General features: G+C 65.8%; 18 protein-coding genes and 1 tRNA gene. 11 read left to right on the top strand and 8 right to left on the bottom strand.

Annotation, left to right across the window (positions count from 1 at the left end; translation table 11 throughout):
* Positions 1-9: 9 nt before the first annotated feature.
* From DA1_RS12455 to DA1_RS12430, 6 genes are all read left to right on the top strand, one after another.
* The gene (locus DA1_RS12455) at positions 10-1,197 is read left to right on the top strand and encodes a vWA domain-containing protein (protein ID WP_012203587.1); all 1,188 of its coding nucleotides are present in this window, start codon (positions 10-12) and stop codon (positions 1,195-1,197) included.
* 4 nt (positions 1,198-1,201) lie between these two features.
* Positions 1,202-3,124: an autotransporter assembly complex protein TamA gene (locus DA1_RS12450; protein WP_174549388.1), complete on the top strand. Its 1,923-nt coding sequence runs from the start codon at positions 1,202-1,204 to the stop codon at positions 3,122-3,124.
* A gap of 2 nt (positions 3,125-3,126) precedes the next feature.
* Positions 3,127-7,461 carry a translocation/assembly module TamB domain-containing protein gene (locus DA1_RS12445; protein ID WP_034390652.1) on the top strand — a complete coding sequence of 1,445 codons (4,335 nt, stop codon included), beginning with the start codon at positions 3,127-3,129 and terminating at the stop codon, positions 7,459-7,461.
* Positions 7,462-7,539: 78 nt separating this feature from the next.
* Positions 7,540-7,614 (top strand) — tRNA-Arg (locus DA1_RS12440).
* A 373-nt stretch (positions 7,615-7,987) separates the two neighbouring features.
* Positions 7,988-9,469 carry a tyrosinase family protein gene (locus tag DA1_RS12435; RefSeq protein WP_034398200.1) on the top strand — a complete coding sequence of 494 codons (1,482 nt, stop codon included), beginning with the start codon at positions 7,988-7,990 and terminating at the stop codon, positions 9,467-9,469.
* Positions 9,470-9,478: 9 nt separating this feature from the next.
* Positions 9,479-10,237 (top strand): copper chaperone, encoded by a 759-nt coding sequence (locus tag DA1_RS12430; protein WP_016447904.1) that lies wholly within the window; start codon positions 9,479-9,481, stop codon positions 10,235-10,237.
* A 19-nt stretch (positions 10,238-10,256) separates the two neighbouring features.
* Here the strand turns inward: DA1_RS12430 and DA1_RS12425 are convergent, their stop codons facing one another.
* Positions 10,257-10,709 carry a helix-turn-helix domain-containing protein gene (locus DA1_RS12425; protein ID WP_230590714.1) on the bottom strand — a complete coding sequence of 151 codons (453 nt, stop codon included), beginning with the start codon at positions 10,707-10,709 and terminating at the stop codon, positions 10,257-10,259.
* Positions 10,710-10,932: 223 nt separating this feature from the next.
* On the opposite strand from DA1_RS12425, the gene DA1_RS12420 reads away from it, so the two are divergent.
* A complete protein-coding gene (locus DA1_RS12420; RefSeq protein ID WP_034390650.1) occupies positions 10,933-11,592 on the top strand; it encodes a hypothetical protein in 660 nt (219 codons plus the stop codon).
* 12 nt (positions 11,593-11,604) lie between these two features.
* Here DA1_RS12420 and DA1_RS31550 read toward each other — a convergent pair whose 3' ends face one another.
* On the bottom strand, positions 11,605-11,823 hold the full coding sequence (locus DA1_RS31550; RefSeq protein ID WP_373861022.1) for a hypothetical protein: 219 nt from the start codon (positions 11,821-11,823) through the stop codon (positions 11,605-11,607).
* Positions 11,824-11,915: 92 nt separating this feature from the next.
* On the opposite strand from DA1_RS31550, the gene DA1_RS31545 reads away from it, so the two are divergent.
* Positions 11,916-12,197: an integrase core domain-containing protein gene (locus tag DA1_RS31545; RefSeq protein WP_373861049.1), complete on the top strand. Its 282-nt coding sequence runs from the start codon at positions 11,916-11,918 to the stop codon at positions 12,195-12,197.
* A gap of 31 nt (positions 12,198-12,228) precedes the next feature.
* Here DA1_RS31545 and DA1_RS30385 read toward each other — a convergent pair whose 3' ends face one another.
* The gene (locus DA1_RS30385; protein WP_155294177.1) at positions 12,229-12,867 is read right to left on the bottom strand and encodes a hypothetical protein; all 639 of its coding nucleotides are present in this window, start codon (positions 12,865-12,867) and stop codon (positions 12,229-12,231) included.
* A 566-nt stretch (positions 12,868-13,433) separates the two neighbouring features.
* On the opposite strand from DA1_RS30385, the gene yfcF reads away from it, so the two are divergent.
* A complete protein-coding gene (gene yfcF, locus DA1_RS12415) occupies positions 13,434-14,057 on the top strand; it encodes a glutathione transferase (RefSeq protein WP_034390649.1) in 624 nt (207 codons plus the stop codon).
* Positions 14,058-14,078: 21 nt separating this feature from the next.
* Positions 14,079-14,303, top strand: a complete 225-nt coding sequence (locus DA1_RS12410; RefSeq protein ID WP_034390648.1) for a hypothetical protein — start codon at positions 14,079-14,081, stop codon at positions 14,301-14,303.
* A gap of 33 nt (positions 14,304-14,336) precedes the next feature.
* On the opposite strand, the gene DA1_RS12405 is transcribed toward DA1_RS12410, so the two are convergent.
* A complete protein-coding gene (locus DA1_RS12405) occupies positions 14,337-14,870 on the bottom strand; it encodes a DUF2939 domain-containing protein (protein ID WP_034390646.1) in 534 nt (177 codons plus the stop codon).
* A gap of 476 nt (positions 14,871-15,346) precedes the next feature.
* Here DA1_RS12405 and DA1_RS12400 point away from each other — a divergent pair, with 476 nt between their 5' ends.
* A complete protein-coding gene (locus tag DA1_RS12400; RefSeq protein WP_034390644.1) occupies positions 15,347-16,954 on the top strand; it encodes a methyl-accepting chemotaxis protein in 1,608 nt (535 codons plus the stop codon).
* 95 nt (positions 16,955-17,049) lie between these two features.
* Here DA1_RS12400 and DA1_RS12395 read toward each other — a convergent pair whose 3' ends face one another.
* The 4 genes from DA1_RS12395 to DA1_RS12380 form a co-directional block, all read right to left on the bottom strand.
* Entirely contained in the window at positions 17,050-18,081 is a 1,032-nt protein-coding gene (locus tag DA1_RS12395) for a GGDEF domain-containing protein (RefSeq protein ID WP_034390642.1), read from the bottom strand.
* Between the two features lie 169 nt (positions 18,082-18,250).
* Entirely contained in the window at positions 18,251-19,714 is a 1,464-nt protein-coding gene (locus tag DA1_RS12390) for an ATP-binding protein (protein ID WP_034390640.1), read from the bottom strand.
* Positions 19,711-20,385, bottom strand: a complete 675-nt coding sequence (locus DA1_RS12385) for a response regulator (RefSeq protein WP_034390638.1) — start codon at positions 20,383-20,385, stop codon at positions 19,711-19,713. Before DA1_RS12385 ends, DA1_RS12390 begins: the two co-directional genes overlap by 4 nt.
* A 60-nt stretch (positions 20,386-20,445) precedes the next feature.
* Positions 20,446-20,850, bottom strand: a complete 405-nt coding sequence (locus DA1_RS12380) for a hypothetical protein (protein WP_012203525.1) — start codon at positions 20,848-20,850, stop codon at positions 20,446-20,448.
* Positions 20,851-20,874: the final 24 nt, after the last annotated feature.

Here is a 20,874-nt window from a genome sequence, read left to right as displayed (position 1 = left end):
GGAGATGCCATGCTGATCGACTTCTTCTACACCATGCGCGCGGCCAAGCTGCCCGTCTCGGTCAAGGAGTTCCTGACCCTGCTGGAGGCACTGCAGGCTGGCGTGGTCGGCCCCAAGAGCGACGACGCCTGGAGCCTGGACGACTTCTACCACCTGGGCCGCACCGTGCTGGTCAAGGACGAGAAGCACTACGACAAGTACGACCGCGCCTTTGCCGCCTACTTCAAGGGCGTGGAGATGGTGGCCGACCTCACGCGCGAAATTCCCCAGGACTGGCTGAAGAAGCTGCTGGAGCGCGAGCTCTCGCCCGAGGAAAAGGCCGCCATCGAGGCCATGGGCTGGGACGAGCTGATGGAGACGCTCAAGAAGCGGCTCGAAGAGCAAAAGGAGCGGCACGAAGGCGGCAACAAGTGGATAGGCACGGGCGGCACCAGCCCCTTCGGCCACGGCGGCTACAACCCGGCCGGCGTGCGCATCGGCGGGCCGGGCCGCAACAAGAGCGCCGTCAAGGTCTGGGAGCAGCGCGCCTACCGCGACTACGACGACACGCAGGAACTGGGCACGCGCAATATCAAGGTCGCGCTGCGCCGGCTGCGTAAGTTCGCGCGCGAAGGCGGCGAGCTGGAGCTGGACCTGCCCGACACCATCCGCAGCACGGCCGCCAACGCGGGCTACCTGGACATCAAGATGATCCCGGAGCGCCACAACAACGTGAAGGTGCTGCTGCTCATGGACGTGGGCGGCACCATGGACGAGCATGTGCAGCGCGTGGAAGAGCTGTTCTCCGCCGTCAAGAGCGAGTTCAAGCACCTGGAGTTCTACTACTTCCACAACTGCGTCTACGACTTCATGTGGAAGAACAACCGCCGCCGCTTCGCCGAGAAGTTTCCGACCTGGGACATCATCCGCAAGTACAACAAGGACTACAAGCTGATCTTCGTGGGCGACGCCACCATGAGCCCCTACGAGATCCTGCAGCCCGGCGGCAGCGTGGAGTACATGAACGAGGAGCCCGGCGCCGAATGGCTGCAGCGCCTGACGCATGCCTTCCCGCGCTTTGCCTGGATCAACCCCGAGCCGCCCGGCGTCTGGCAGTACCGCCAGAGCATCAGCATCATCCAGCAGCTCACGGGCAACCGCATGTACCCTTTGACACTCAAAGGTCTGGAAGACGCCATGCGCCTGCTGTCAAAATAGGCCGATGCCCAAGCTCCCCCCCGCGACAGCGCCGGCCCGAGGGCCGGCGTTTTTGTTTCTGTTGAGTGCAGCCCTGATGCTCGGTGGCTGCAGCCTCCTGCCGTCCAAGAATGATGACAAGGACACGGACCCGTCGCTGATTGCAGCGACCGGCGACCCGGCCTTCTCGCTCGTCGTCGATGCGCCCAAGGAAGTGCGCGAGCTGCTGGAAAAGCACCTCGAACTGCGCCGCTACCGCTACCAGAGCGATCTGCAGCGGCGCGAACTCACGCGGCTGCTGGGCGCCACCGACGCCAACGTGCGCGACCTGATCGGCACGCTGGGCTACTTCAGCCCCACGGTCACGGTGGAGATCAAGGAAACGCCCGAATCCGAAGAGGCCCCGCTGCAGGTCACCGTCAAGGTGGACCCGGGCGAGCCCGCCACCATTGCGCGCAGCCAGGTACGCTTTGCGGGCGTCAATGCCGATGATCCCGACGGCGCCTCCCAGCGCGCCACCATCGAAGAGGACTGGCCGCTGCAGCCCGGCCAGCGCTTCAGCCAGGCCAACTGGAGCCAGGCCAAGAGCCAGGGCCTGCGCACGCTGCAGTCGCGCCGCTACCCGCTGGCGCGCATCGACTCCAGCCTGGCCGACATCGACGCCGACACGCATGAGGCCGATGTCAGCGTGGCCTATGCGCCCGGCCCGGCCTACACCTTCGGCCCGCTGCGCATCGAAGGCGCCCAGCGCTACGACCCCGTGGGCACGGCCCGCATCGCACGCCTGCCCGAGGGCGAGGAATACGACCAGACCGCCCTGGTCGATGCCCAGCTGCGCCTGGCCAGCAGCGGCTACTACGACTCCGTCTTCCTCACGCTGGCCAACGTGCCCCAGCAGGGAGAAAGCGCCGCCGAGGATGAGGAGGCCATCAAGCGCAAGGGCGCCCAGGTCACCACGCCCGTCATCGCCCAGGTGCGCGAGGCCCAGATGCAGAAATGGGTCTTCGGCGTGGGCATGAGCACCGACACCGGCCCGCGCCTGAGCGTGGACCACATCCACAACCGCCTGCCCTGGCTGGGCTGGCGTGCCGTCACGCGCATGCGCTTCGACCGCAAGAACCCGCTGATCTCCACGCAGTGGACCGCCCTGCCCGATGAAACCCTGTGGCGCTGGTTCACCACGGCCAAGGCCGAGCGCGCGCCCTCGGGCGACTTCGATGTCAACAGCCTGCAGCTGCGCGCCGGCCGCACCAAGTCCGAAGACCACATCGACCGCAACTACTACCTGCAGTACGACTACGCCAAGACCCAGGGCGAGGGCGCGCCCCCGTCCAGCTCGTCGGTCACGGCCAACTACGGCTGGACCGGGCGCTACTTCGACAGCACGCTGGCGCCCTCCTCGGGCTTCGGCTTTGCCTGGGAAGTCGGCGCGGGCACCACGCTCACGCCCCAGCGCACGCCGTTCGGCCGCGTCTCGGGCCGCTGGCTCAGCCTGATTCCCATCGGCGAGGTCGATCCCGAGACCAAGCGCCGCAGCCGCCTGGCGCTGCGCGCCTCCGGCGGCGCCGTGCTGGCCCGCAAGGATGTCGACCTGCCCGTCACCCAGCTGTTCATCACGGGCGGCGACAACACCGTGCGCGGCTACGGCTACCAGAGCATCGGTGCACGCACCGACAGCGGCAAGGTCATCGGCGGGCGCTACATGGCCGTGGGCAGCATCGAGTGGCAGCGGCCCATCGTCATCAAGGGCAACACGCAGGACTGGGAGCACGCCGTCTTCCTGGACGCTGGCACCGTGGGCGATGCGCCCGACTCCATGTACATGCGCGTGGGCGTGGGCACCGGCCTGCGCTGGCGCAGCCCCGTGGGCCCCGTGCAGGCCGACATCGCCTGGGGCGCCCAGGAAAAACAGCTGCGCCTGCACCTGCGCCTGGGCTTCAACTTCTGACCATGGTGGATTCCCGCTTGAATACCCCTGCCTCCTCCGCCGCGCCAGATCAAAGCCCCCAGGCGTCCCCTCCCCAGCCGGCGCCCCCGCCCGTGCCCCAGCGCCGCCGCTGGCTGCGCGCCCTGCTCTGGTTCTGCCTGGTCCTGGTCCTGCTGCTGGCCGCCCTGCTGGGCTCCGCCTGGTGGTGGGCCGGCCGTGCCGATTCGCTGGCCTACACCCTGCAGCGCGTGGCCGGCTGGCTGCCCGCAGGCCAGAGCCTGCAGGCCAAGGAAGTCACCGGCACCGTGCGCCAGGGCGGGCGCATCGGCTGGCTGCAATGGCAAAGCCCCACTATGAAGGTCGAGCTGCGCGACGCCACCATTGGCTGGCAATTGCGCCCCCTGCTGTCGCGCACCGTGCGCCTGGGCGAAGTGCGCATCGCCGAGCTGAACATTGCCAGCACGCCCGACCCCGAGGACAAGAAACCCGTCGAGCCGCTGCAGCAGATCGTGCTGCCCGTGAAGATCGACGTGCCCTTCCATGTGGAACGCATCGTCTGGCAAGGCCCGCCCCAGGCCGAGGTACTGGGCCTGCAAGGCCACTACGTCTATGACGGCAGCGAGCACCAGCTGGACGTGCGCGACCTGCAATGGGCCGATGGCAACTACCAGGCCAGGCTGCGCCTGCAGGCCCGTGCGCCCATGGCCATCCAGGCCCAGCTGCAGGGCGACCTGCAGGCGCCTGCCCTGGCTTCGGACGACGAGGCCTCCACGGCCAAGGCCCCCAAACCTGCACCGCTGGCCGTGCAGGCCAAGGCACAGATCGACGGCACCCTGGCCACCGCCGCTGCGCAACTGGGCATCAAGCTCCAGGTTGATGCCAAGCCCGGGACGGTGTCCGAGGAAGCATCTACCCCTCCCGCTGTACAGAAATCCGCCAAGGCCGATGGCAAGAACGGCAAGGCCAGGGAGCGCAAGGAAGCCGCCCCCGTGTCCGAACCCATGCATGCGGACATCGAGGCCAGCATCCGGCCCTGGCAGCCCCAGCCGCTGCAGACCGCGCGTGCCCAGCTCAGCCAGATCGACATCGCCGCCTTCTGGCCCCAGGGACCGCGCACCCGCATCAGCGGCGAATTGCAGGCCGGGCCGGATGGCAAGGCAGCTGATACAGCCCAGGCACCAGCCACGGAACAGGCATCGGACCAGGCACCAGGCTCGGCCATCGCCACCACCGCCTGGCAGCTGACGACACGCCTGAACAATGCCATGCCCGGTCCCTGGGACCGCCAGCGCCTGCCGCTGGACCAGATCGAGGCCGCGGTGCGCTATGACGGCCAACAGTGGCTGCTGGAGCAGGCGCAGATCGCCATAGGCTCGGGCAGCATCGACGCCCAGGGCCGATTCGAGCCCGCCACCAAGGTCTTCGAAGGCCAGGCCAAGGTCCAGCGCCTGGATCCCGCCGCGCTCTACAGCATCCTGGAAGCCGCACCGCTGCAGGGCGAGCTGCGCGCCAGCACCACGGCAGAGCAGCAGGTGGACTTCAGCGTGGACATCCAGGCCGCAGCTGCGCCCGCAGGCGGCAAGCGCCAGCCCCTGCGCATCGAGAAACTCGCCACCAAGGGCCGCTGGGCCCAGCCCGTGCTCTCGCTGGAGAACCTGCAGCTTGATGCGCTGCAGGCCTCGGTGCGCAGCCGCAGCCTGCAGTTCGACACCGAACAGCAAAAACTGCAGACCGTGCTGAAGGCCGAGCTGCCCGGCGCCGAGCTCTCGCTGGACGGCCACATCAGCCCCGCCGCAGGCCAGGGCAGCAGCCAGCTCAAGCTGTCGTCACTCACCGCCCTCACGCAATGGCTGCGCAAGCTGCCCGGCATGAAGGACCCGCTGGCCGGCGCCCTGATCGAAGGCCAGGCCCAGCTGGACGCCAGCTGGCGCGGCGGATGGGGCGCACTGCAAAAGCGCATGAAGGCTGCCGTGGGCGACCCGCTGCCCGCCAGCGGCCTGCAACTGCAGGCCGACCTGCAGGCCGCCAAGCTGCGCTACCTGCCCGCCAACACGCCGCCCGAGCAGGCGCTGGAGCTGCCCGAACTGCACCTGGCCCTCAAGGGCTCGCCCGAGCAGGCCAGCCTGACCCTCACCGGCCAGGCGAAGCGCGGCACGCAGACCGCGCAGATCGACACGGCCCTGCAGGCAGGCCTTGCCACGGCGCGCGGTGCGGCGCCCCTGGACTGGCAGGCCAGCATCGACAAACTGCAGGCCCGGTTGAATCCGGGCCAGGACCTGCCCGGCCCGTGGCAGGTGCAACTGGCGGGCAAACAGCCCGTGCAGATCGCCCAGCGCACCACGGGCCGTACCGTGCTGTCCACCACCTTCACGGCATCGGCCGGCAGCCTGCAGGTCACGCCGCCCACGCTGGCCCAGCGCCGCGCCAATGCCGAGGCGCCGCAGCCCGTGCTGCTGGCCTGGGACGACACCCGCGCCACCCAGGGCGGCGACGGCCGCTGGGCCCTGCGCAGCACCGGCCGCGCCCAGGCCCTGCCGCTGGCCTGGGTTGATGCCCTGTCCATGGCCGAGGAGCCCCCGCTGGCCGCCATGGGCCTGAGCGGCGACCTGAGCTTCAACGCCCGCTGGGACCTGGACACCACCGGTCCCGCGCTCAAGGCCGAACTGCTGGTCGAGCGTGCCGCCGGCGACCTGCGCCTGGCCGTGGAAGACGGCTCGGGCACCACCGTCATCCACACCACCGGCCCGCGCTCCAGCAAGCCCGGTGAGGTGCGCACCCGTACCGTGCGCGGCGCCGGCATGCGCGCCCACATCAAGCAGGCCCGCCTGAGCGTGCGCGCCCAAGGCGACGACGTGCAGGCCAAGCTCGATTGGGACAGCGAACGCGCCGGCACCCTGACCGCCCAGCTGGGCACGCGCCTGGCCCAGCAAAACGGCACCTGGACCTGGCCCGAGAAGGCCCCGCTGTCCGGCCAGATCGACGCCCGCATGCCCGACATCGGCATCTGGGCGCTGTTCGCCCCGCCCGGCTGGCGCGTCACCGGCTCGCTGCAGGCCAAGGCCGAGATCAGCGGTGACCGCCAGAACCCGCAGTGGCAGGGCAATCTCTCGGCCGACGGCCTGAGCATCCTGTCCGCGCTGGACGGCATCGACCTGCAAAACGGCGTGCTGCGCGCCCGCCTGCAAGGCAACCGGCTGGACCTGACCGAACTGCGCATGCAGGGCGGGCGCGGCAGCAATGCGCGCATCCTGGGCTACAGCGGCAACCTCACCACGGCACCGCGCGAAGGCGGCGAACTCACGGGCTCGGGCTTCGTGCGCTGGGACCCGCCCAATGCCGATGGCAGCAACTCCGGCCTGAGCATGGACCTGCGCGCCCAGGCCACCCGGTTGCAGGTGCTGGTGCGCGCAGACCGCCAGGTCAGCATCTCCGGCGGCCTGCAGGCCAAGCTGGAGCAAGGGCAGTTCACGCTGCGCGGCGACCTCACCACCGACCGCGCCACCATCATCCTGCCCGAGGAATCCGCCCCCTCGCTGGACTCCGACGTGGTCGTGCACTCGGCCGCCTCGCGCAAGGCCGAGCAGGAAGCGGCGCGCAAGCAGCAGCAGGCCGACCGCAAGGCCCAGGCCCGCGCGGAAACCATCAAGCTGCCCGACATCCTCGTCAAGCTCGACCTGGGCCGCGACTTCGCGCTGCAGGGCTACGGCATCACCACCCGCCTGGAAGGTGCGCTGGAAGTTCAAGGCCCCACCGTGGCGGGCGGCCCGCCGCGCATCACCGGCGAGATCCGCACCGTGCAGGGCCGCTACCGCGCCTGGGGCCAGTCGCTGGACGTGGAGACCGGCCTCATCCGCTTCAACGGCCCCTACGCCAACCCCTCGCTGGACATCCTGGCGCTGCGCCCCAACATCGCCGTGCGCGCAGGCGTGCAGGTGCAGGGCACGGCCAATGCCCCGCGCGTGCGCCTGTACTCCGACCCCGAAATGCCCGATGCCGAAAAGCTCTCCTGGGTGGTCATGGGCCGCGACCCCGCCACGGGCGGCGCCGAAAGCGCCCTGCTCCAGCAGGCCGCGCTGTCCCTGCTCAGCGGCGGGCGCAACAACAGCGGCAAGATCGCCAGCAACCTGGGCCTGGACGAAATCGGCTTCAAGGGACCGGGCGGCGAAGGCTCCACCGGCGCCGCCCTCACCCTGGGCAAGCGCCTGTCCAGCGATCTCTACGTCACCTACGAGCAAAGCCTCTCGGGCGCCATGGGCACGCTGTACATCTTCTACGACCTCTCGCGCCGCCTCACCCTGCGCGGCCAGACCGGGGAAACCAGCGCGCTGGACCTGATCTACACCGTGCGCAAGGACTGACGCCCCAGCGCCCCGCATGCCGCCCTCCCGGCGGTACGCGGGGCGGGTCCGGCGTGGGTTTACAATCGCCGTTTGCTCCTCTCCGTAGTTCAATGGATAGAACGGGCGCCTCCTAAGCGCCAGATACAGGTTCGATTCCTGTCGGAGGGACCAACCGGACGTCGTGAAGACGCTCAGGACATCACAAACCCGCATGCTCACCGGCATGCGGGTTTTTTGTTGCCCGGCGGGGTCCAAGCCTGCCGTCTTCTGCAGTTTCTCAGTCCATCCTTGACGATTCCATGCAAGAAAACGGAAATCCAGTCTCCATTGCAAAAGCACAAATCCAGTCAATTAGACCAACACACGTCATTGGTCAATACCTGAAATCAGTCAATTCCCAACCATTGCGGCATCCGCAATGGAAAACGCACTCTCAATATCAAGAAACCCCACTCAGGCAAACCCAATAAAAAGAAACAATATCTTGCAAAACCCAATCCGCCTTCATACACTCCAGTCTCCAACTTTCATGGAGGAGAACGCAATGACTGGAATTCGTCGTGATGTCAATCAAGGTGGAACTGTCTGGAATGAAACTCTGATCTGGTATTCCAAGGCCGTGGGGCATCTTTACTCTCTCCCCATTACGGACAGGACCAGCTGGAGATATCTTGCCGCCATTCATGGCATCAACAAGAGTGGCTGGATCAGTGCCGGCGTGCTTTCGGCAAAGGACCCTTTGCCGCCCACCTCCGAAACCGAGGAGATGTGGGACCAATGCCAGCATGGCACCTGGTACTTTCTTCCCTGGCATCGCGGCTATCTCGCCGCATTCGAAGCCATTGTGGCGAAGACCGTCAAGGAGCTTGGCGGCCCTGCGGACTGGGCGCTTCCCTATTGGAACTACCTGAATTCCAGCAATCAGGCCGCACGCAACATACCCCAGGCTTTCCTGGAAGAGAAATTGCCGGATGGTTCTCCCAATTTCCTGGCCAAGGCCAGGCGCAATGGGTCAAAGCGCCTGGGACCAACGCCTGACATTCCCCGTGATATCACGCTGGGTTGCCAGGACTACCACCGCTTCACCAGCGCTCCCGGCACCTTGGAATACGGCGGAGGCATCACCGCCTTTTCCCATGACGGCAGCGACACTGGCGCCATTGAATCCAATCCGCACAATCTGGTTCACATCATGGTCGGCGGACTGCAGGAGCCCTATGGATTCATGTCAGACCCCGACTATGCCGCTCTGGACCCGATTTTCTGGGTGCACCATTGCAATGTGGACCGGCTTTGGGCCGCCTGGCTGACCCAGCCCGGCAATATCCAGGACAACAGCGCCGCCTGGAGCAACGGCCCTGCCGGCCGCGGCTTCGTCATGCCGGACACCGACGGAAAGCTGGCCTCCTATGATCCGGGTGAAACCCTGCCGGGCGGTGCGCTGGCCCCTGACTATGACAATCTGACCAGCGGCACGGGCGCCACCATGCTCACCGCCAGCACGGCAGGCCTCACACCGCAGGAGATCGACATGCCCGCAGAATTCTCGACGGTCCCGCCACCCGCGCCGCGTGTACTGGGCTCCAATGCGGAACGGGTCATCGTGGGCCGCACGCCGCAGCTGACCACCGTATCGATCGCGGACCCCGGTGCAGCAAAGGTCGAGTTGCTGCAGGCAGGCGCCGCGCTGCCGCGGCCACAGCGCTACTTTCTTCACCTGGAAGGCATTCGCGGCAATGCGCCCAGCGGCGTGCTGACGGTATCCATCGGCTCGCCCGGAGCGGCGGCACGGCATGCCGACACCGTGGCGCTGTTCGGATTGGCCAAAGCCTCGGCCAGCGATGGACCGCATGGAGGCAACGGACTGGGTGCCACCATCGACATCACCGATGCCACGCAGGCCATCCTGGACGCAGGCGGCAGTCTGGACCAGTTGAACGTGGCCATCGAACAGCCCGAAGCCGATCCCGGGCGTGAAATCACCGTGGACCGCGTGAGCGTGGTCGCACAGGACGCCACCCGCTAAGGCCCGCGTATGGACGCGCTGCTGAGAGACCTGCGGACCGCTCCCGCGCCAGCACTGATGGCCGTGTCGGGGGCAGGCTTCATCAGCCTGGCCATCAGCCCGCCTGCCACGCCCGGCCTGTCGCTGTGCGGCTCGCTGTCCTCGGTCACGCTGGCCGACCTGTCGCCGCTGGTGCTGGACGGGCACACGCTCGGCATCCTCGGTGTGGCATGGCTGGCCATGGTTCTGGCCATGATGCCGCTGCTGGCACTGCGGCAGGTGCGCCACGCCATGCGATCGAGCGTGGCCCGCCGGCGCCTGCTGGCGGCGGGCCTGCTGCTTGCGGGCTATGCGCTGGTGTGGATGGCGGCCGGGCTGGTCATGGTGCCGCTTGCCGCCCTCTTGCACGCAGCAGCGCATCCCGCGCTCATTCTTGCCTGCATTGCCGTGGCGGTCCTGTGGAGTTCATCGCCCGCAGGAACGCGCGCCCACAATGCCTGCCACAGGCTGTACCCCGTGGCCGCCAGCGGCCCGACGGCCAACCGGGACAGCCTGCAGCACGGACTGCGAACCGGCGTGGCATGCGCCACGGCATGCTGGCCGTGGATGCTGGCGCCCTTCGCCTTTCCCGCGGCCTGGCACCTGCCGGCCATGGCTGTTGCAGCGGTTTTGCTCTTTGTGGAGCGCACCGGCCCATCGCTGCGGCCTGCCTGGCGCCTGCCCTATGTGTTGCGGCGCCTTCTGCACGGCAAGCCGCGCACGTCGCTGGGCCGGGCGACAAGACACTGAACCTTGTGGAGGGTGAGCCTCACCCCCGCCCGGCCAGCTCCGCCACCCCTCGCACCAGCGCACGCCCAGCGTCCGTCGCCTTGCCGTAATGCGCCAGCAGTGCCTGCACATCGGCGTCGGGCGCATGGGAGCGCAGGGACAGCAGCACGTAGCCGATATCGACGCCGGCAAGGTGCAGTTGCTGCAGCGCCATGGCGTCGGGGACGAGGGCGCCGGACTCGAATTGCTGCAGGACCTGTTTGGCTTGGCCAGCCTTGCGGGCGAGTTCGGCTTCGCTGAGGTTCAGGCGCTGGCGCTCCTGTTGCAGGCGGGCGGCGAGGGTGGGTTCAGGGCGCTCATGCTGGATGGCGTTCGGGTCAAACAAACGTTGACCTGTCAGCAGGTAGGCGACGTCCACTCCCTGCTCGGCGACCGCCATGAGGTAACCCGCATCTGGCTTTCTGACGCCCTTCTCATAGTTGAGCTGAGACATCTTTGACACTCCCGCGATAGCGCCAAACGCCTCCTGACTGAGGCCGAGCCTATTCCTTTCCTCCGTCAGGCGCGCAGAGAAGTCAAACATTTTTTATATAAACTATTGACGATCAAATTTTTGTTTGATAATCTATGGAGCGTTGTCACTACAAGCGCCAAATACTACCTGACCACTCAGGCGGCTCCTTTGCTGCGCCCTGTACGTTGCTCGAAGGAGGTCCATGAAGCACGCTGCCGCAAAACCATCGCGCAAGAAGCTCGCCAAGGCGGACCGCGCGCTGTTCCTGCAGGCCGCTGAAGCACTCAAGCAGGCCGCGATGACCGACGAGAAGCACCGGCACAGCGGGGAATCCGACCGCCTGCTGCGCATTGCCAGCGATGTGGCACGCCACGCGGCGCAGCCCGGCTCGACGTGCGATCTGCAGAACACGGCGTTTGATGTGGCCGCCTGCATCAATTCGGCGCGGCTGGTGCCCGGCGATGCGGAGTCCGGCCCACGCACTCGCCTGCTGGCAGAAGCGGCCCAGGCGCTGGCGCAGATATCAGAGACGCCGGTGGACGGGATCGTGTTTCCGCGCACCACGCTGTATGAATTGCAAGCCAGGCTGGACACCGGCGCAACGCCATCGCAGTGGCGCGAACTGGCCCGCGAGGCCAACTACGAGGTCCAGCAGTTGGCGCAGGTGCTGATGCAAATGGGCGACCACCAGAACACGGAGAGCCATATCGTGGCGCACGGCATGGCGGCACGCATCTCGCAGTTGTCGGAGATCGTTTACGTGGCAGCCGCCCTGCATGGCGAGCACCGTGATGAATGGGGCTCGCAGACCCTTCGTGACGTGCGCGATGTCTTTGAAGGCGGCATGGGCCGCCTGGGATGAGCGGGGCGCAGCTCAGCTCTGGACGACGACGTTCTCCAGCCTCAACACGGCTTCGCGCACCTCGCCCAGGCGCGTGTCCTGCGCTTCAGGCGCATCGTCAGGGCCAGACACCGAGTGACTGGCAACCAGCGCGACTCGTTCAATGGAGCAGGCCGGGAGACGTTGTTCGTGGCTATCGACGCCCACGCGCGCATCGCCCGCACCGCCATACATCCCGACGAGAAGAAGCACGAAACCATCGCGTTCCTGCACAGCACGGTGGCGCACTAGGCGCAACTGGGAGTGCTCCTCAAACGATTGCTAATTGACAACGGCGCAGCTTTCTGGTCCAAGGATTTTCCTGCGGCCTGTATAGCCTTGGGTGCGCCGCACAAGTTCACCAAGCCGTATCGGCCGTAACCAATGGCAAGGCCGAGCGGTTCATCCAATCGGCGCTGCGCGAGTGGGCCTATGGGTGGACGTATCAGAACTCAGCCGAGCGAGCCAATGCCCTGGCGAGCTGTCAGCACTACTACCACAGGCACAGGTCGCACAGCGGTATCGTTCACATCGCTTCGATGTCCAGGTTCAAATTTGCAAATAACCTCTTGACGGTTTGCAACTAGATAGTGGATGATTTTTTCAAACTATCTTTGCTTAATACTGAGGTGGATAACAGCAGCAATCATTAGCAATATCATGCTGCCACGCAGGATAGCTATCTGGATCCCTGAGACAGCACATAATTGCGCCACAACAAGTTCCATTAACTGATTGGCAGCGGATATCACAACAGCCATAAGTTCCTGATGCAGTCTGAGACTTCAGGAGCTTAGGACTTTCCAAGCTCAAATCGCAAATTTTTCTAGGCATATTTTTCAAATATTCCTCTTCTTCACGGATATCGGCGATGGTCACCTCGACCTGCATCTCGTCAGATGAATCATCCAATTTGAAAAAGGCAGGAACTGATTTTTCAACAACCGCAAAAACATCACGCCTGGACAACCAGGCTTCAGCGCTCTCCACACCCGAATATAAAGTCGCAGATATGCTGTAATTTTTAAGACCATTCACTTGAATAGTTCTTATTACATATTCTATGGCGACAATCATTCCTCCTTGACTGGATGTGAGCTTTATCGATTCTCCCAAACCTACGACGGCACTTCTTTTCACCACCTCACCTTTGAAATTGGTGGATATTTTCACCTGCACGACCTCTTCATTTGCAAGGACGGCACCGGGAAAAATCGCAATCAATAATGTAAAGAAAAAAGCAAGCAAACCTTTCATAATATCCTCCAAGAAATATTAACAATCACGGAAATATTGCCTATCAGCCCACAGAAATAAAAGAAAATTCTTATTTAAATGAACTGCAAGCATGAGCCCATCAGCCTTCAAGAGGGAAAATGGGCCAAGCAATCTGACCCTGAAAATCCGGATTAAAAAAGTTGAGAGCCAGAGAATCAAATTCACCAAAATCCAAATCCCAGGATAGGCGGCTTTTTTCTGGCATGACTATCCGCAGAGAGCGGAACGGCGCAGCTGGAGTCAGCGCATGGCTACTGATGGTTTTGAGGGGCGAACCCCAATGTGTTATGCGCAAATTCTATAGATCAATTAAATCCATGTAAATAAGCTATCGTAAGTTTAAGAGTTTTCCTAGCCTTCCGACCGATGCTGCCTTGCCATGTGCAGTACACGTCAACTGTCAAAGCTCATGGCGTGGGACAGTCGGCGAAGCTGGCTTGGACAACCGGAGTCACAAGGGGACAGACTGCCTACTGAGCCATAGACCCGGGCACTCGGCTACCATCAGTGCCCCAATCACTGATGCAGTCTCCCGAAAGGCCCTCATGCTGCTTTACGCCGATTCGCAATTCGCCTCTCCCTATGCCATGTCCGTGTTCGTTGCGCTGAAGGTCAAGGGGATTGACTTCGAGCTGCGCACGCTGGACCTTTCGGCGGGACAGAACATCGGGGCGGACTATGTGGCTGCATCGCTCACTGCGCGCGTTCCCACGCTGGTGGATGGCGACTTCAGCCTGTCGGAGTCGTCGGCGATTTCCGAGTATCTGCAAGAGCGCTTTGGCGGCGCCCCGCTCTACCCCCAGGATGCGCAGGCGCGCGCCCGTGTGCGCCAGGTCCAGGCCTGGCTGCGCAGCGATCTGATGGCACTGCGCTCGGAGCGCAGCACCGAAGTGGTGTTCTACCGCCCCACGCCCACGCCGCTGTCGGATGCGGGCCAGGCCGCGGCGCGCAAGCTGTTCTCGGTGGCCGGTGCCTTCATCCGCGCGGAAGATGACCACATTGCCGGCCCATGGTCGATTGCCGATGTGGACCTGGCGCTGATGCTCAACCGCCTGGTGCTCAACGGCGATGCCGTGCCCGCGCCGCTGGCCGCCTATGCGCGCCGGCAGTGGCAGCACCCCGCCGTCCAGCAGTGGCTGGCCCTGCCCCGCCCGCCCCTGGCAGGCTGATCCGAACGGATACGCCAGGCCATGGACAGCCTTTTCTACATGGGCGTGCGGATCACGCCCGCATCACTTCCCAGCGATGCCTCGCCAGGCGCCTGGCTGCCGCGCGCCACCTTGCTGGAGGTGGCCAGCGGCAAGGCCCTGGAGGCCATCACCGATGACCAGCCCTGCGATACGCAGCCAGAGGCCGATGCCCGCGCGCTGCGGCTGGGCAAGCGCCATGTGATGAAGGTGCTGCATCAAGGCTGAGGGACCGGGGTGCAGGCGGCCTGCCCGCGCCCCTCAATCCATCTTCACGGCCACCAGCCGCCATCCCATCAGGCCTTCTCGCCGGAAGATGAAGCCGCCCGGCTCGCCGCGCGGGTGCACGAAGACCTTGGACCAACCCTGGTACTCCACTGAGTAGTCCTTGCGCGGCGGCCCGCCCTGGGTGTCCACGCCCACGCCTGCGGCGGCCACGTCCGTGGGTTTGCCGGGCTTGCCTTTTTCCAGCATGAGCATGACGCCGTCGGGCGAGACCAGCGCCTCGGTGAACTGGCTGACCAGGCCCTGGGCCAGTTGCTGGCCAAAGCCGGCCAGGGGGTTGGAGGCGCTGTCGCCCGAGCCGCCCATCTGGGATTGCAGCCTGGCCATCATCTGGCCCTTGATGCTTTCGCGCAGCGCGGGAAAGTCCACGTAGCCGGACAGGGCCTGGGCATCGCGGCGCTCCACGGCCTTGCCGATCTGGTGCAGGGCGATGTAGGGCGATGCGTAGAGCAGTCCGGCCGCAGCCACGCAGAGGGCGGCCAGCGCGCGGGCAAGGGTTTTGGGTTTCATGGATCTCTTTCGTGAAGGCAGGCCAGGGGCCTCGCGCAAGCGCGGATGAACGCGCATGCACAGCGCATAAAGGCGGATTCTAGGCGGGCCGTTCGGCGCCGCAGCCACTGCCAGGGCCGTTGCCGCCTGTATTTTTCATAGCGAAACAATAGCGAAGCAATGCGCAGAGAACCCCTATCAGGCCAAGGCCAATGCCTGAAAAACTGGTATTGCCTGGCCCATTCGATTCATACTATAGTTTGTAACAAATAGTTTACAAACCAATACAACATGGATCGCCATTGGCCACGCTGGCCATCAGCAAGCCAGCATCGCCGTTTCCGGATGCCTGTGAGCATTTGTGCAGACCGGGCATTTCCCGTTAATGAAATCTCATTTTCATTACCGATTCCGTTGTGAGAGATGCGAGTCATCACGGGGCGGCCTGACAACGCAAGTACCCACCAACCATCCGCAATGCATGCAAAGGACGCAGTATGAATAATTTCAAGTTATCGACTCGCCTAACCGCCTTGATTGGTTTTCTCTCACTGCTCATGATCGTGATCGGCGCTTTTGGGCTATATGGAATCAGCGAGTCCAACCGCCGATTCAAGGTGGTCTATGAAGAGCGCCTGGTCGCACTGGGCGATCTGCTGGAAGTGCAGCGCCTGCTACTGCGCAACCGCAATGCGGTCTCGGGCGCCATTGCCGTGCACCTGCCCGAGTACACGCAGCAAAAGCAGCAGGAGATACAGACCAACATCAACGACGTGAACAAGTTCTGGACCTCGTTCCGCCAGACCCGGATGACGGAGCAAGAGGCGCAGCTGGCCGACCGCTTCGAGGCCGTGCGCGCGCTGTTCCTGCAGGGCTTTCTGAAGCCGGCCCAGCAGGCGCTGCAGTCCGGGGACCTGGCGCTGGCCCGGCAACTGCTGATCGACAAGGACGAGGCGCTGTACGCGCCGCTGCGTGATGTGATCGTGCAGCTGACCGCCCTGCAGACCCGCATCGCCAAGGAGGAGTACGAGGCCGCGCAGTCGCTGTACCAGATGATCTTTGCCGTGGCCGTGGGCTCCATCATCGCGGGCGTGCTGCTCGGGGTGCTGCTGGGCTGGTCCATCATCCGCAACATGGCGCGGTCGCTGCGCCTGGCCATCCATACGGCCGATGCCGTGGCGGCGGGCGACCTGACACGGCACATCGATGTGCGCGGCAAGGACGAGGTGTCCATGCTGCTGCGCGCGCTGCAGACCATGCAGGAGGGGCTGCGCGGCGTGGTACGCCAGGTGCACCAGGGATCGGTCAGCGTGGCAGCGGCCAGCGGGCAGATCGCGCAGGCCAACCAGGACCTGTCCTCGCGCACCGAAAGCCAGGCCAGCGCCCTGCAGCAGACGGCCGCCTCCATGGAGCAGCTCAGCTCCACCGTGCGCCAGAACGCCGACAACGCGCAGATGGCCAACCAGCTGGCGCTGGGTGCCTCCACCGTGGCCGAGCAGGGCGGCGAGGTCGTTCGGCAGGTGGTGGACACCATGCGCGGCATCAGTGATTCCAGCCGGCAGATCGCCGACATCATCAATGTGATCGACGGCATTGCCTTCCAGACCAATATCCTCGCGCTGAACGCGGCCGTGGAAGCCGCGCGTGCGGGCGAACAGGGCCGGGGCTTTGCGGTGGTGGCCACCGAGGTGCGCGGCCTGGCCAGCCGCAGTGCCGAGGCCGCCAAGCAGATCAAGCAACTGATCACCGACAGCGCCAGCCGCGTGCACAACGGCAGCGCGCTGGCCGACCAGGCCGGCACGACCATGGCCGAGGTGGTGGACGCCATACGCCGCGTAACGGATCTGATGGGCGAGATCAGCGCCGCCAGTTCCGAGCAAAGCTCGGGCGTGGCGCAGATCGGCCAGGCGGTCACGCAGATGGACCAGGCCACCCAGCAGAACTCGGCACTGGTGGAGGAGATGGCCGCCGCCGCCTCCAGCCTGCGCGGCCAGGCCGGCGACCTGGTGCGCACGGTGGGCGCCTTCAAGCTGGAGGCGGCAAGCGGCCATCAGCATGCCGCCGTGGAGCTGCAGCGCAGGCAGCCCATGCTGGCAGCAGGTTGAGACGGAAAGAAAAAAGAGCGCGCGCGAGAAGCAGCGAGACAGGCCGGAGCAAGGCAGCAACAGGTCTTGGCCGCCGGGCCAGGCCTGCGGCTGGCTCAATGCAGCGCGTTGCCCCTGGCTTCGCGGCTGCGCGCCATCTTGACGCGGTACATGGCCGCATCGGCCTTTTGCAGCGCGTCGTCGGCGTCAATGGAGTCCGGCCGCAGGCAGACCACGCCCACGCTGGCGCCGCCGTAGTCCAGCGTCTTGCCATCGGGCAGATCGACCTGGAAGGCCGAGGCATCCGACAGGCGCTGCTGCAGTTCACGCGCCACGGCATCGGCCTCGCTGCCGAACAAGGGCCCCACGCCGATGAAGACGAACTCGTCCCCGCCAAAGCGAGCCAGCATGTCGGCGCTGCGCAGGTGGGCGGACAGGCGTTCGCCCATGGCACGCAGCAGCGCGTCGCCGGCCTCGTGGCCGTACTCGTCGTTGACGTTCTTGAAGCGGTCCAGGTCGATGAAGCCCACCACCACGCATTCCTGGCTGCGGGCGCAGCGTGCAATGAGCCGGCCCAGCTCGTCGGTGAGGCAGCGCCGGTTGGGCAGGCCGGTCAGCGGGTCCAGCAAGGCCAGCGCCGCCAGCTCCCGGTTGGTCCGGTTCAGGCTGGCGATGAGCTGCTCGCGCTCCACGCGCTCGGCAATCAGGTTGGCGAACAGGCGCAGCATGCCTTCGGCCTCGCTGCTCAGGGCCTGCGAGGATTTGCTGGCCGCGCACAGCGTGCCATAGAGCTGGCCATCCGAAAAACGCACGGGCGCGCTGGCGTAGGTGCGTATGCCCAGTTCACGCGCGGCCTCGGAGTCTCCCCAGCAGTCGCCCACATCGGGCGTGTACATGCGGCCCTCGTCCAGGGCGCGCTTGCACAGCGTGTCGCCCCAAGGAACGACCAGGCCCTCGGGAATCTGCATCTCGCTCGCGTTACGTGCGTAGAGCACGCGCTGCTGGCCCTGTTCTTCGTTGATGGTGGTGAGATAGGTGGACTCCAGATGCGTGCTCTCTTCGAGCATTTGCAGCAGGGGCCGCGTCAACTCTTCCAACGAATGCGCCTGGGTCACGGACTGGGACAGGCGCTGGACAAGGGACTCCATGAAATACCTCTCGAAATAACTACGGATGCAGACTGCCCGCGCGCCTGATGAGGGAATGGGAAGGCAGGCGGGCCGGCACCAATTTGGGGATTGTGACCCGGCCGGACGCAAGCGGGAAGCATTCCCGCCGCGCGCTACATGCTGATACGTCTGCGCGCCACGGCCGCTGTCAGCGGCCCGACACGGGCGGCCACATCACCTGCACGCGCAGGCCGCCCAGCGTGGGCGAGCGGTCCAGCAGCAGGCGAGCACCGTGGCGCTCGGCAATGGTCTGCACAATGGCCAGGCCCAGGCCGCTGCCCTGCGCCTGCTGGCCCGCAGAAGCCGCTGAAGGTCCACGCACAAAGCGCCGCAGCACCAGTTCGCGCTCGCTTTCGGCAATGCCGGGGCCCGAGTCCTCGACCACCAGCGCGCGGCCCTGGGCATCGCTGCGCCAGCCGACATCGACGCGGCCGCCTTGCGGAACGTACTTGACGGCGTTGTCCAGCAGGTTGCGCACCAGCATCTGCAAGGACTGTGCGTCGCCCGCCACGGCAAAGGACTGCCGCAGTTGCGGGGACTCGCTCAGGCCCATGTCCAGGCCGTGCTGCTGGGCGGCCACGGCCTGGTCTGCCAGGGCCTGCTCCACCACTTCGCGCAGGTCCACGTCGGCAGGTGCGGCCGCGGCAGCGTCGTGCTGCCCCTGCATGCCTTGCACGCCTTGTGCCGTGCCTTGTACCGTGCCTTGGGCTTCCTGCCGCGCCAATGTCAACAATTGTTCGACGAGCCGTGTGGCCCGGTCTATGCCGGCCGAAAGACGCTGCACGGCCTCGTCATGCGCGGCCGCATCGGGCGCGCGCTGCAAGGCCACCAGTTGCAGCTTGAGCGCGGCCAGCGGAGAGCGCAGCTCGTGCGCGGCGTCGGCCACGAAGTGCTGCTGCGCCTCGAAGGCCTGGCCCACGCGCTGCAGCAGCGCGTTGAGCTCGGCCACCAGGGGCCGCACCTCGTCGGGCAGGCCCTCGGCAGGCACGGGGGCCAGGTCCTGCGGGCGGCGCGTGGCCAGCTCGCGGCGCACGCGCTGCACGGGCGCCAGCGAACTGCGCACCACCCACCACACGGCCAGCGCCAGCACGGGCGCCAGCAAGGCGATGGGCAGCAGGCTTTGCCAGGCGGCATCGCGCGCCAGGGTGCGGCGCACGCGCATGTCCTGCGCCACCTGGATCACCTGCGAGCGCGTCTGCAGCGAGAACACGCGGTATACGGTGCCGCGCGCGGGCACATCGGCAAAGCCCAGCACGGCCATCTGCGGCAGCGCGGCGCCCAGGGCGGATTCAAAAATGCGCAGGCCTTCGTTGGTCCAGACCTGGACGATGAATTCGTGGTTCTCGTCCTCCGGCGGCGTGCCCTGGGGCCTGCCGCGCGCATCCACCGGCAGGCCGGCGCGCAGCGCAAAGGCGGTCTGCTGCATCTGGTAGTCGAACAGGGTGTCGGTCTGCAGCAGCGCATTGCGGTAGGCCAGCAGGCCCTGCAGCAGCGCCGTGAGCACGATGGCCGCGCCCAGGAACAGGAGCAGCCGCGTGCCCAGTGCACCGGGCAGGCGGCTGCGCGCCCGGGCGATAAGGGAGGAAACAAGGGAGGAAGCCGGCGCCTTCATGGCTTGGGCACCATGTAGCCCACACCGCGCACATTGAGGATCAGCCCCGCGCCCAGCTTCTTGCGCAGGCCGTGGATGTAGACCTCGATGGCATTGCTGCTGACCTCGTCGCCCCAGCCGTAGAGCTTGTCCTCGATCTGCTGGCGCGACAGCGTGCTGCCCGGGCGTGCCAGCAGCGTCTCCAGCACCGCCCATTCGCGGCCCGAGAGCACCACGTCGCGCCCATCGACGCTGGCCTCGCGCGTGGCGGGATTGAGCCGCACGCCCTCGCGCTCGTACAGCGGGTCGGACCCGCCAGAGGCACGCCGCGCCAACGCGCGCAGGCGCGCGAGCAGCTCGTCCAGGTCATAGGGTTTGACCACGTAGTCATCGGCCCCCGCATCCAGCCCGGCAATGCGGTCGCGCACGGCATCGCGCGCCGTGGCCACCAGCACCGGCGTGCGGTCGCGGCGCCCGCGCAGGCGGCGCAGCACCTGCAGGCCATCCTGCCCCGGCAGGCCCAGGTCCAGCAGCACCATGTCATAGCCATGGCCGCCACCCGGGCCGGGGCACAGGGCCGCATCGGCCTGCAGGCCGTCACGGACCCAGTCCACCGCATGGCCCTCGCCGCGCAGCAGGGTCTGCACGGCCTCGCCGATCATGGCGTCATCTTCAACAAGCAGTAAGCGCATGGTTGAAGAATAGCTCCCTGGAAGGCTGGCTCAGTTGGCGACTCAGGGGGTGAGCGGCGGCTACACCGCCGCTTCAATCTTAGGCATGGCCATCCGGGCCTTGGTCAGCGCCATGCCCAGGTTGGCCGTGCGCCGGCAAACGAAGACGGCCACGTAGTCGGGCATGAGCTTGCCGCGCAGGAAGACGTGGATGAGGTTGTCGCTGTTGACGATGAGCTCCTGGAAGTAGTGGTGGCCGTCGTCCTTGAGGCCGCGCGACTTCTTGAACAGGCTCTCGATCATCGAGACATTGGGGCCGTTGAACAGGTCGGCCGTGGCGGCGGCCACCAGGTCGATGACTTCGCGCGGATGCGAGTCCACCGTGCGGATGGCCAGCAGCATGCCGGAGGCGGCATCCACGTAGCCGATGGCCAGGCACTCGGGCACGGACCCGGCCACCTCGCTCAAAACGTTATCCAGGCTCATTGCAGCTTTCCTTTTTTTGTGAAT

The organism is Delftia acidovorans NBRC 14950 (assembly GCF_001598795.1).
In the GTDB taxonomy this organism is placed as follows: domain Bacteria; phylum Pseudomonadota; class Gammaproteobacteria; order Burkholderiales; family Burkholderiaceae_C; genus Comamonas; species Comamonas acidovorans.
The sequence above is the reverse complement of the archived record's forward strand: the minus strand, read 5'-3'. Positions and strand labels throughout refer to the sequence as shown.

Coding starts and splice junctions, on each gene's coding strand:
- DA1_RS12385 (WP_034390638.1), bottom strand. CDS start 20,385: ATGCGCTTACTGCTTGTTGAAGATGACGCCATGATCGGCGAGGCCGTG.
- DA1_RS12435 (WP_034398200.1), top strand. CDS start 7,988: ATGACTGGAATTCGTCGTGATGTCAATCAAGGTGGAACTGTCTGGAAT.
- DA1_RS12450 (WP_174549388.1), top strand. CDS start 1,202: ATGCCCAAGCTCCCCCCCGCGACAGCGCCGGCCCGAGGGCCGGCGTTT.
- DA1_RS12455 (WP_012203587.1), top strand. CDS start 10: ATGCTGATCGACTTCTTCTACACCATGCGCGCGGCCAAGCTGCCCGTC.
- DA1_RS12425 (WP_230590714.1), bottom strand. CDS start 10,709: ATGTCTCAGCTCAACTATGAGAAGGGCGTCAGAAAGCCAGATGCGGGT.
- DA1_RS12410 (WP_034390648.1), top strand. CDS start 14,079: ATGGACAGCCTTTTCTACATGGGCGTGCGGATCACGCCCGCATCACTT.
- DA1_RS12405 (WP_034390646.1), bottom strand. CDS start 14,870: ATGAAACCCAAAACCCTTGCCCGCGCGCTGGCCGCCCTCTGCGTGGCT.
- yfcF (WP_034390649.1), top strand. CDS start 13,434: ATGCTGCTTTACGCCGATTCGCAATTCGCCTCTCCCTATGCCATGTCC.
- DA1_RS12395 (WP_034390642.1), bottom strand. CDS start 18,081: ATGGAGTCCCTTGTCCAGCGCCTGTCCCAGTCCGTGACCCAGGCGCAT.
- DA1_RS12445 (WP_034390652.1), top strand. CDS start 3,127: ATGGTGGATTCCCGCTTGAATACCCCTGCCTCCTCCGCCGCGCCAGAT.
- DA1_RS12420 (WP_034390650.1), top strand. CDS start 10,933: ATGAAGCACGCTGCCGCAAAACCATCGCGCAAGAAGCTCGCCAAGGCG.
- DA1_RS30385 (WP_155294177.1), bottom strand. CDS start 12,867: ATGAAAGGTTTGCTTGCTTTTTTCTTTACATTATTGATTGCGATTTTT.
- DA1_RS12390 (WP_034390640.1), bottom strand. CDS start 19,714: ATGAAGGCGCCGGCTTCCTCCCTTGTTTCCTCCCTTATCGCCCGGGCG.
- DA1_RS12380 (WP_012203525.1), bottom strand. CDS start 20,850: ATGAGCCTGGATAACGTTTTGAGCGAGGTGGCCGGGTCCGTGCCCGAG.
- DA1_RS12400 (WP_034390644.1), top strand. CDS start 15,347: ATGAATAATTTCAAGTTATCGACTCGCCTAACCGCCTTGATTGGTTTT.
- DA1_RS12430 (WP_016447904.1), top strand. CDS start 9,479: ATGGACGCGCTGCTGAGAGACCTGCGGACCGCTCCCGCGCCAGCACTG.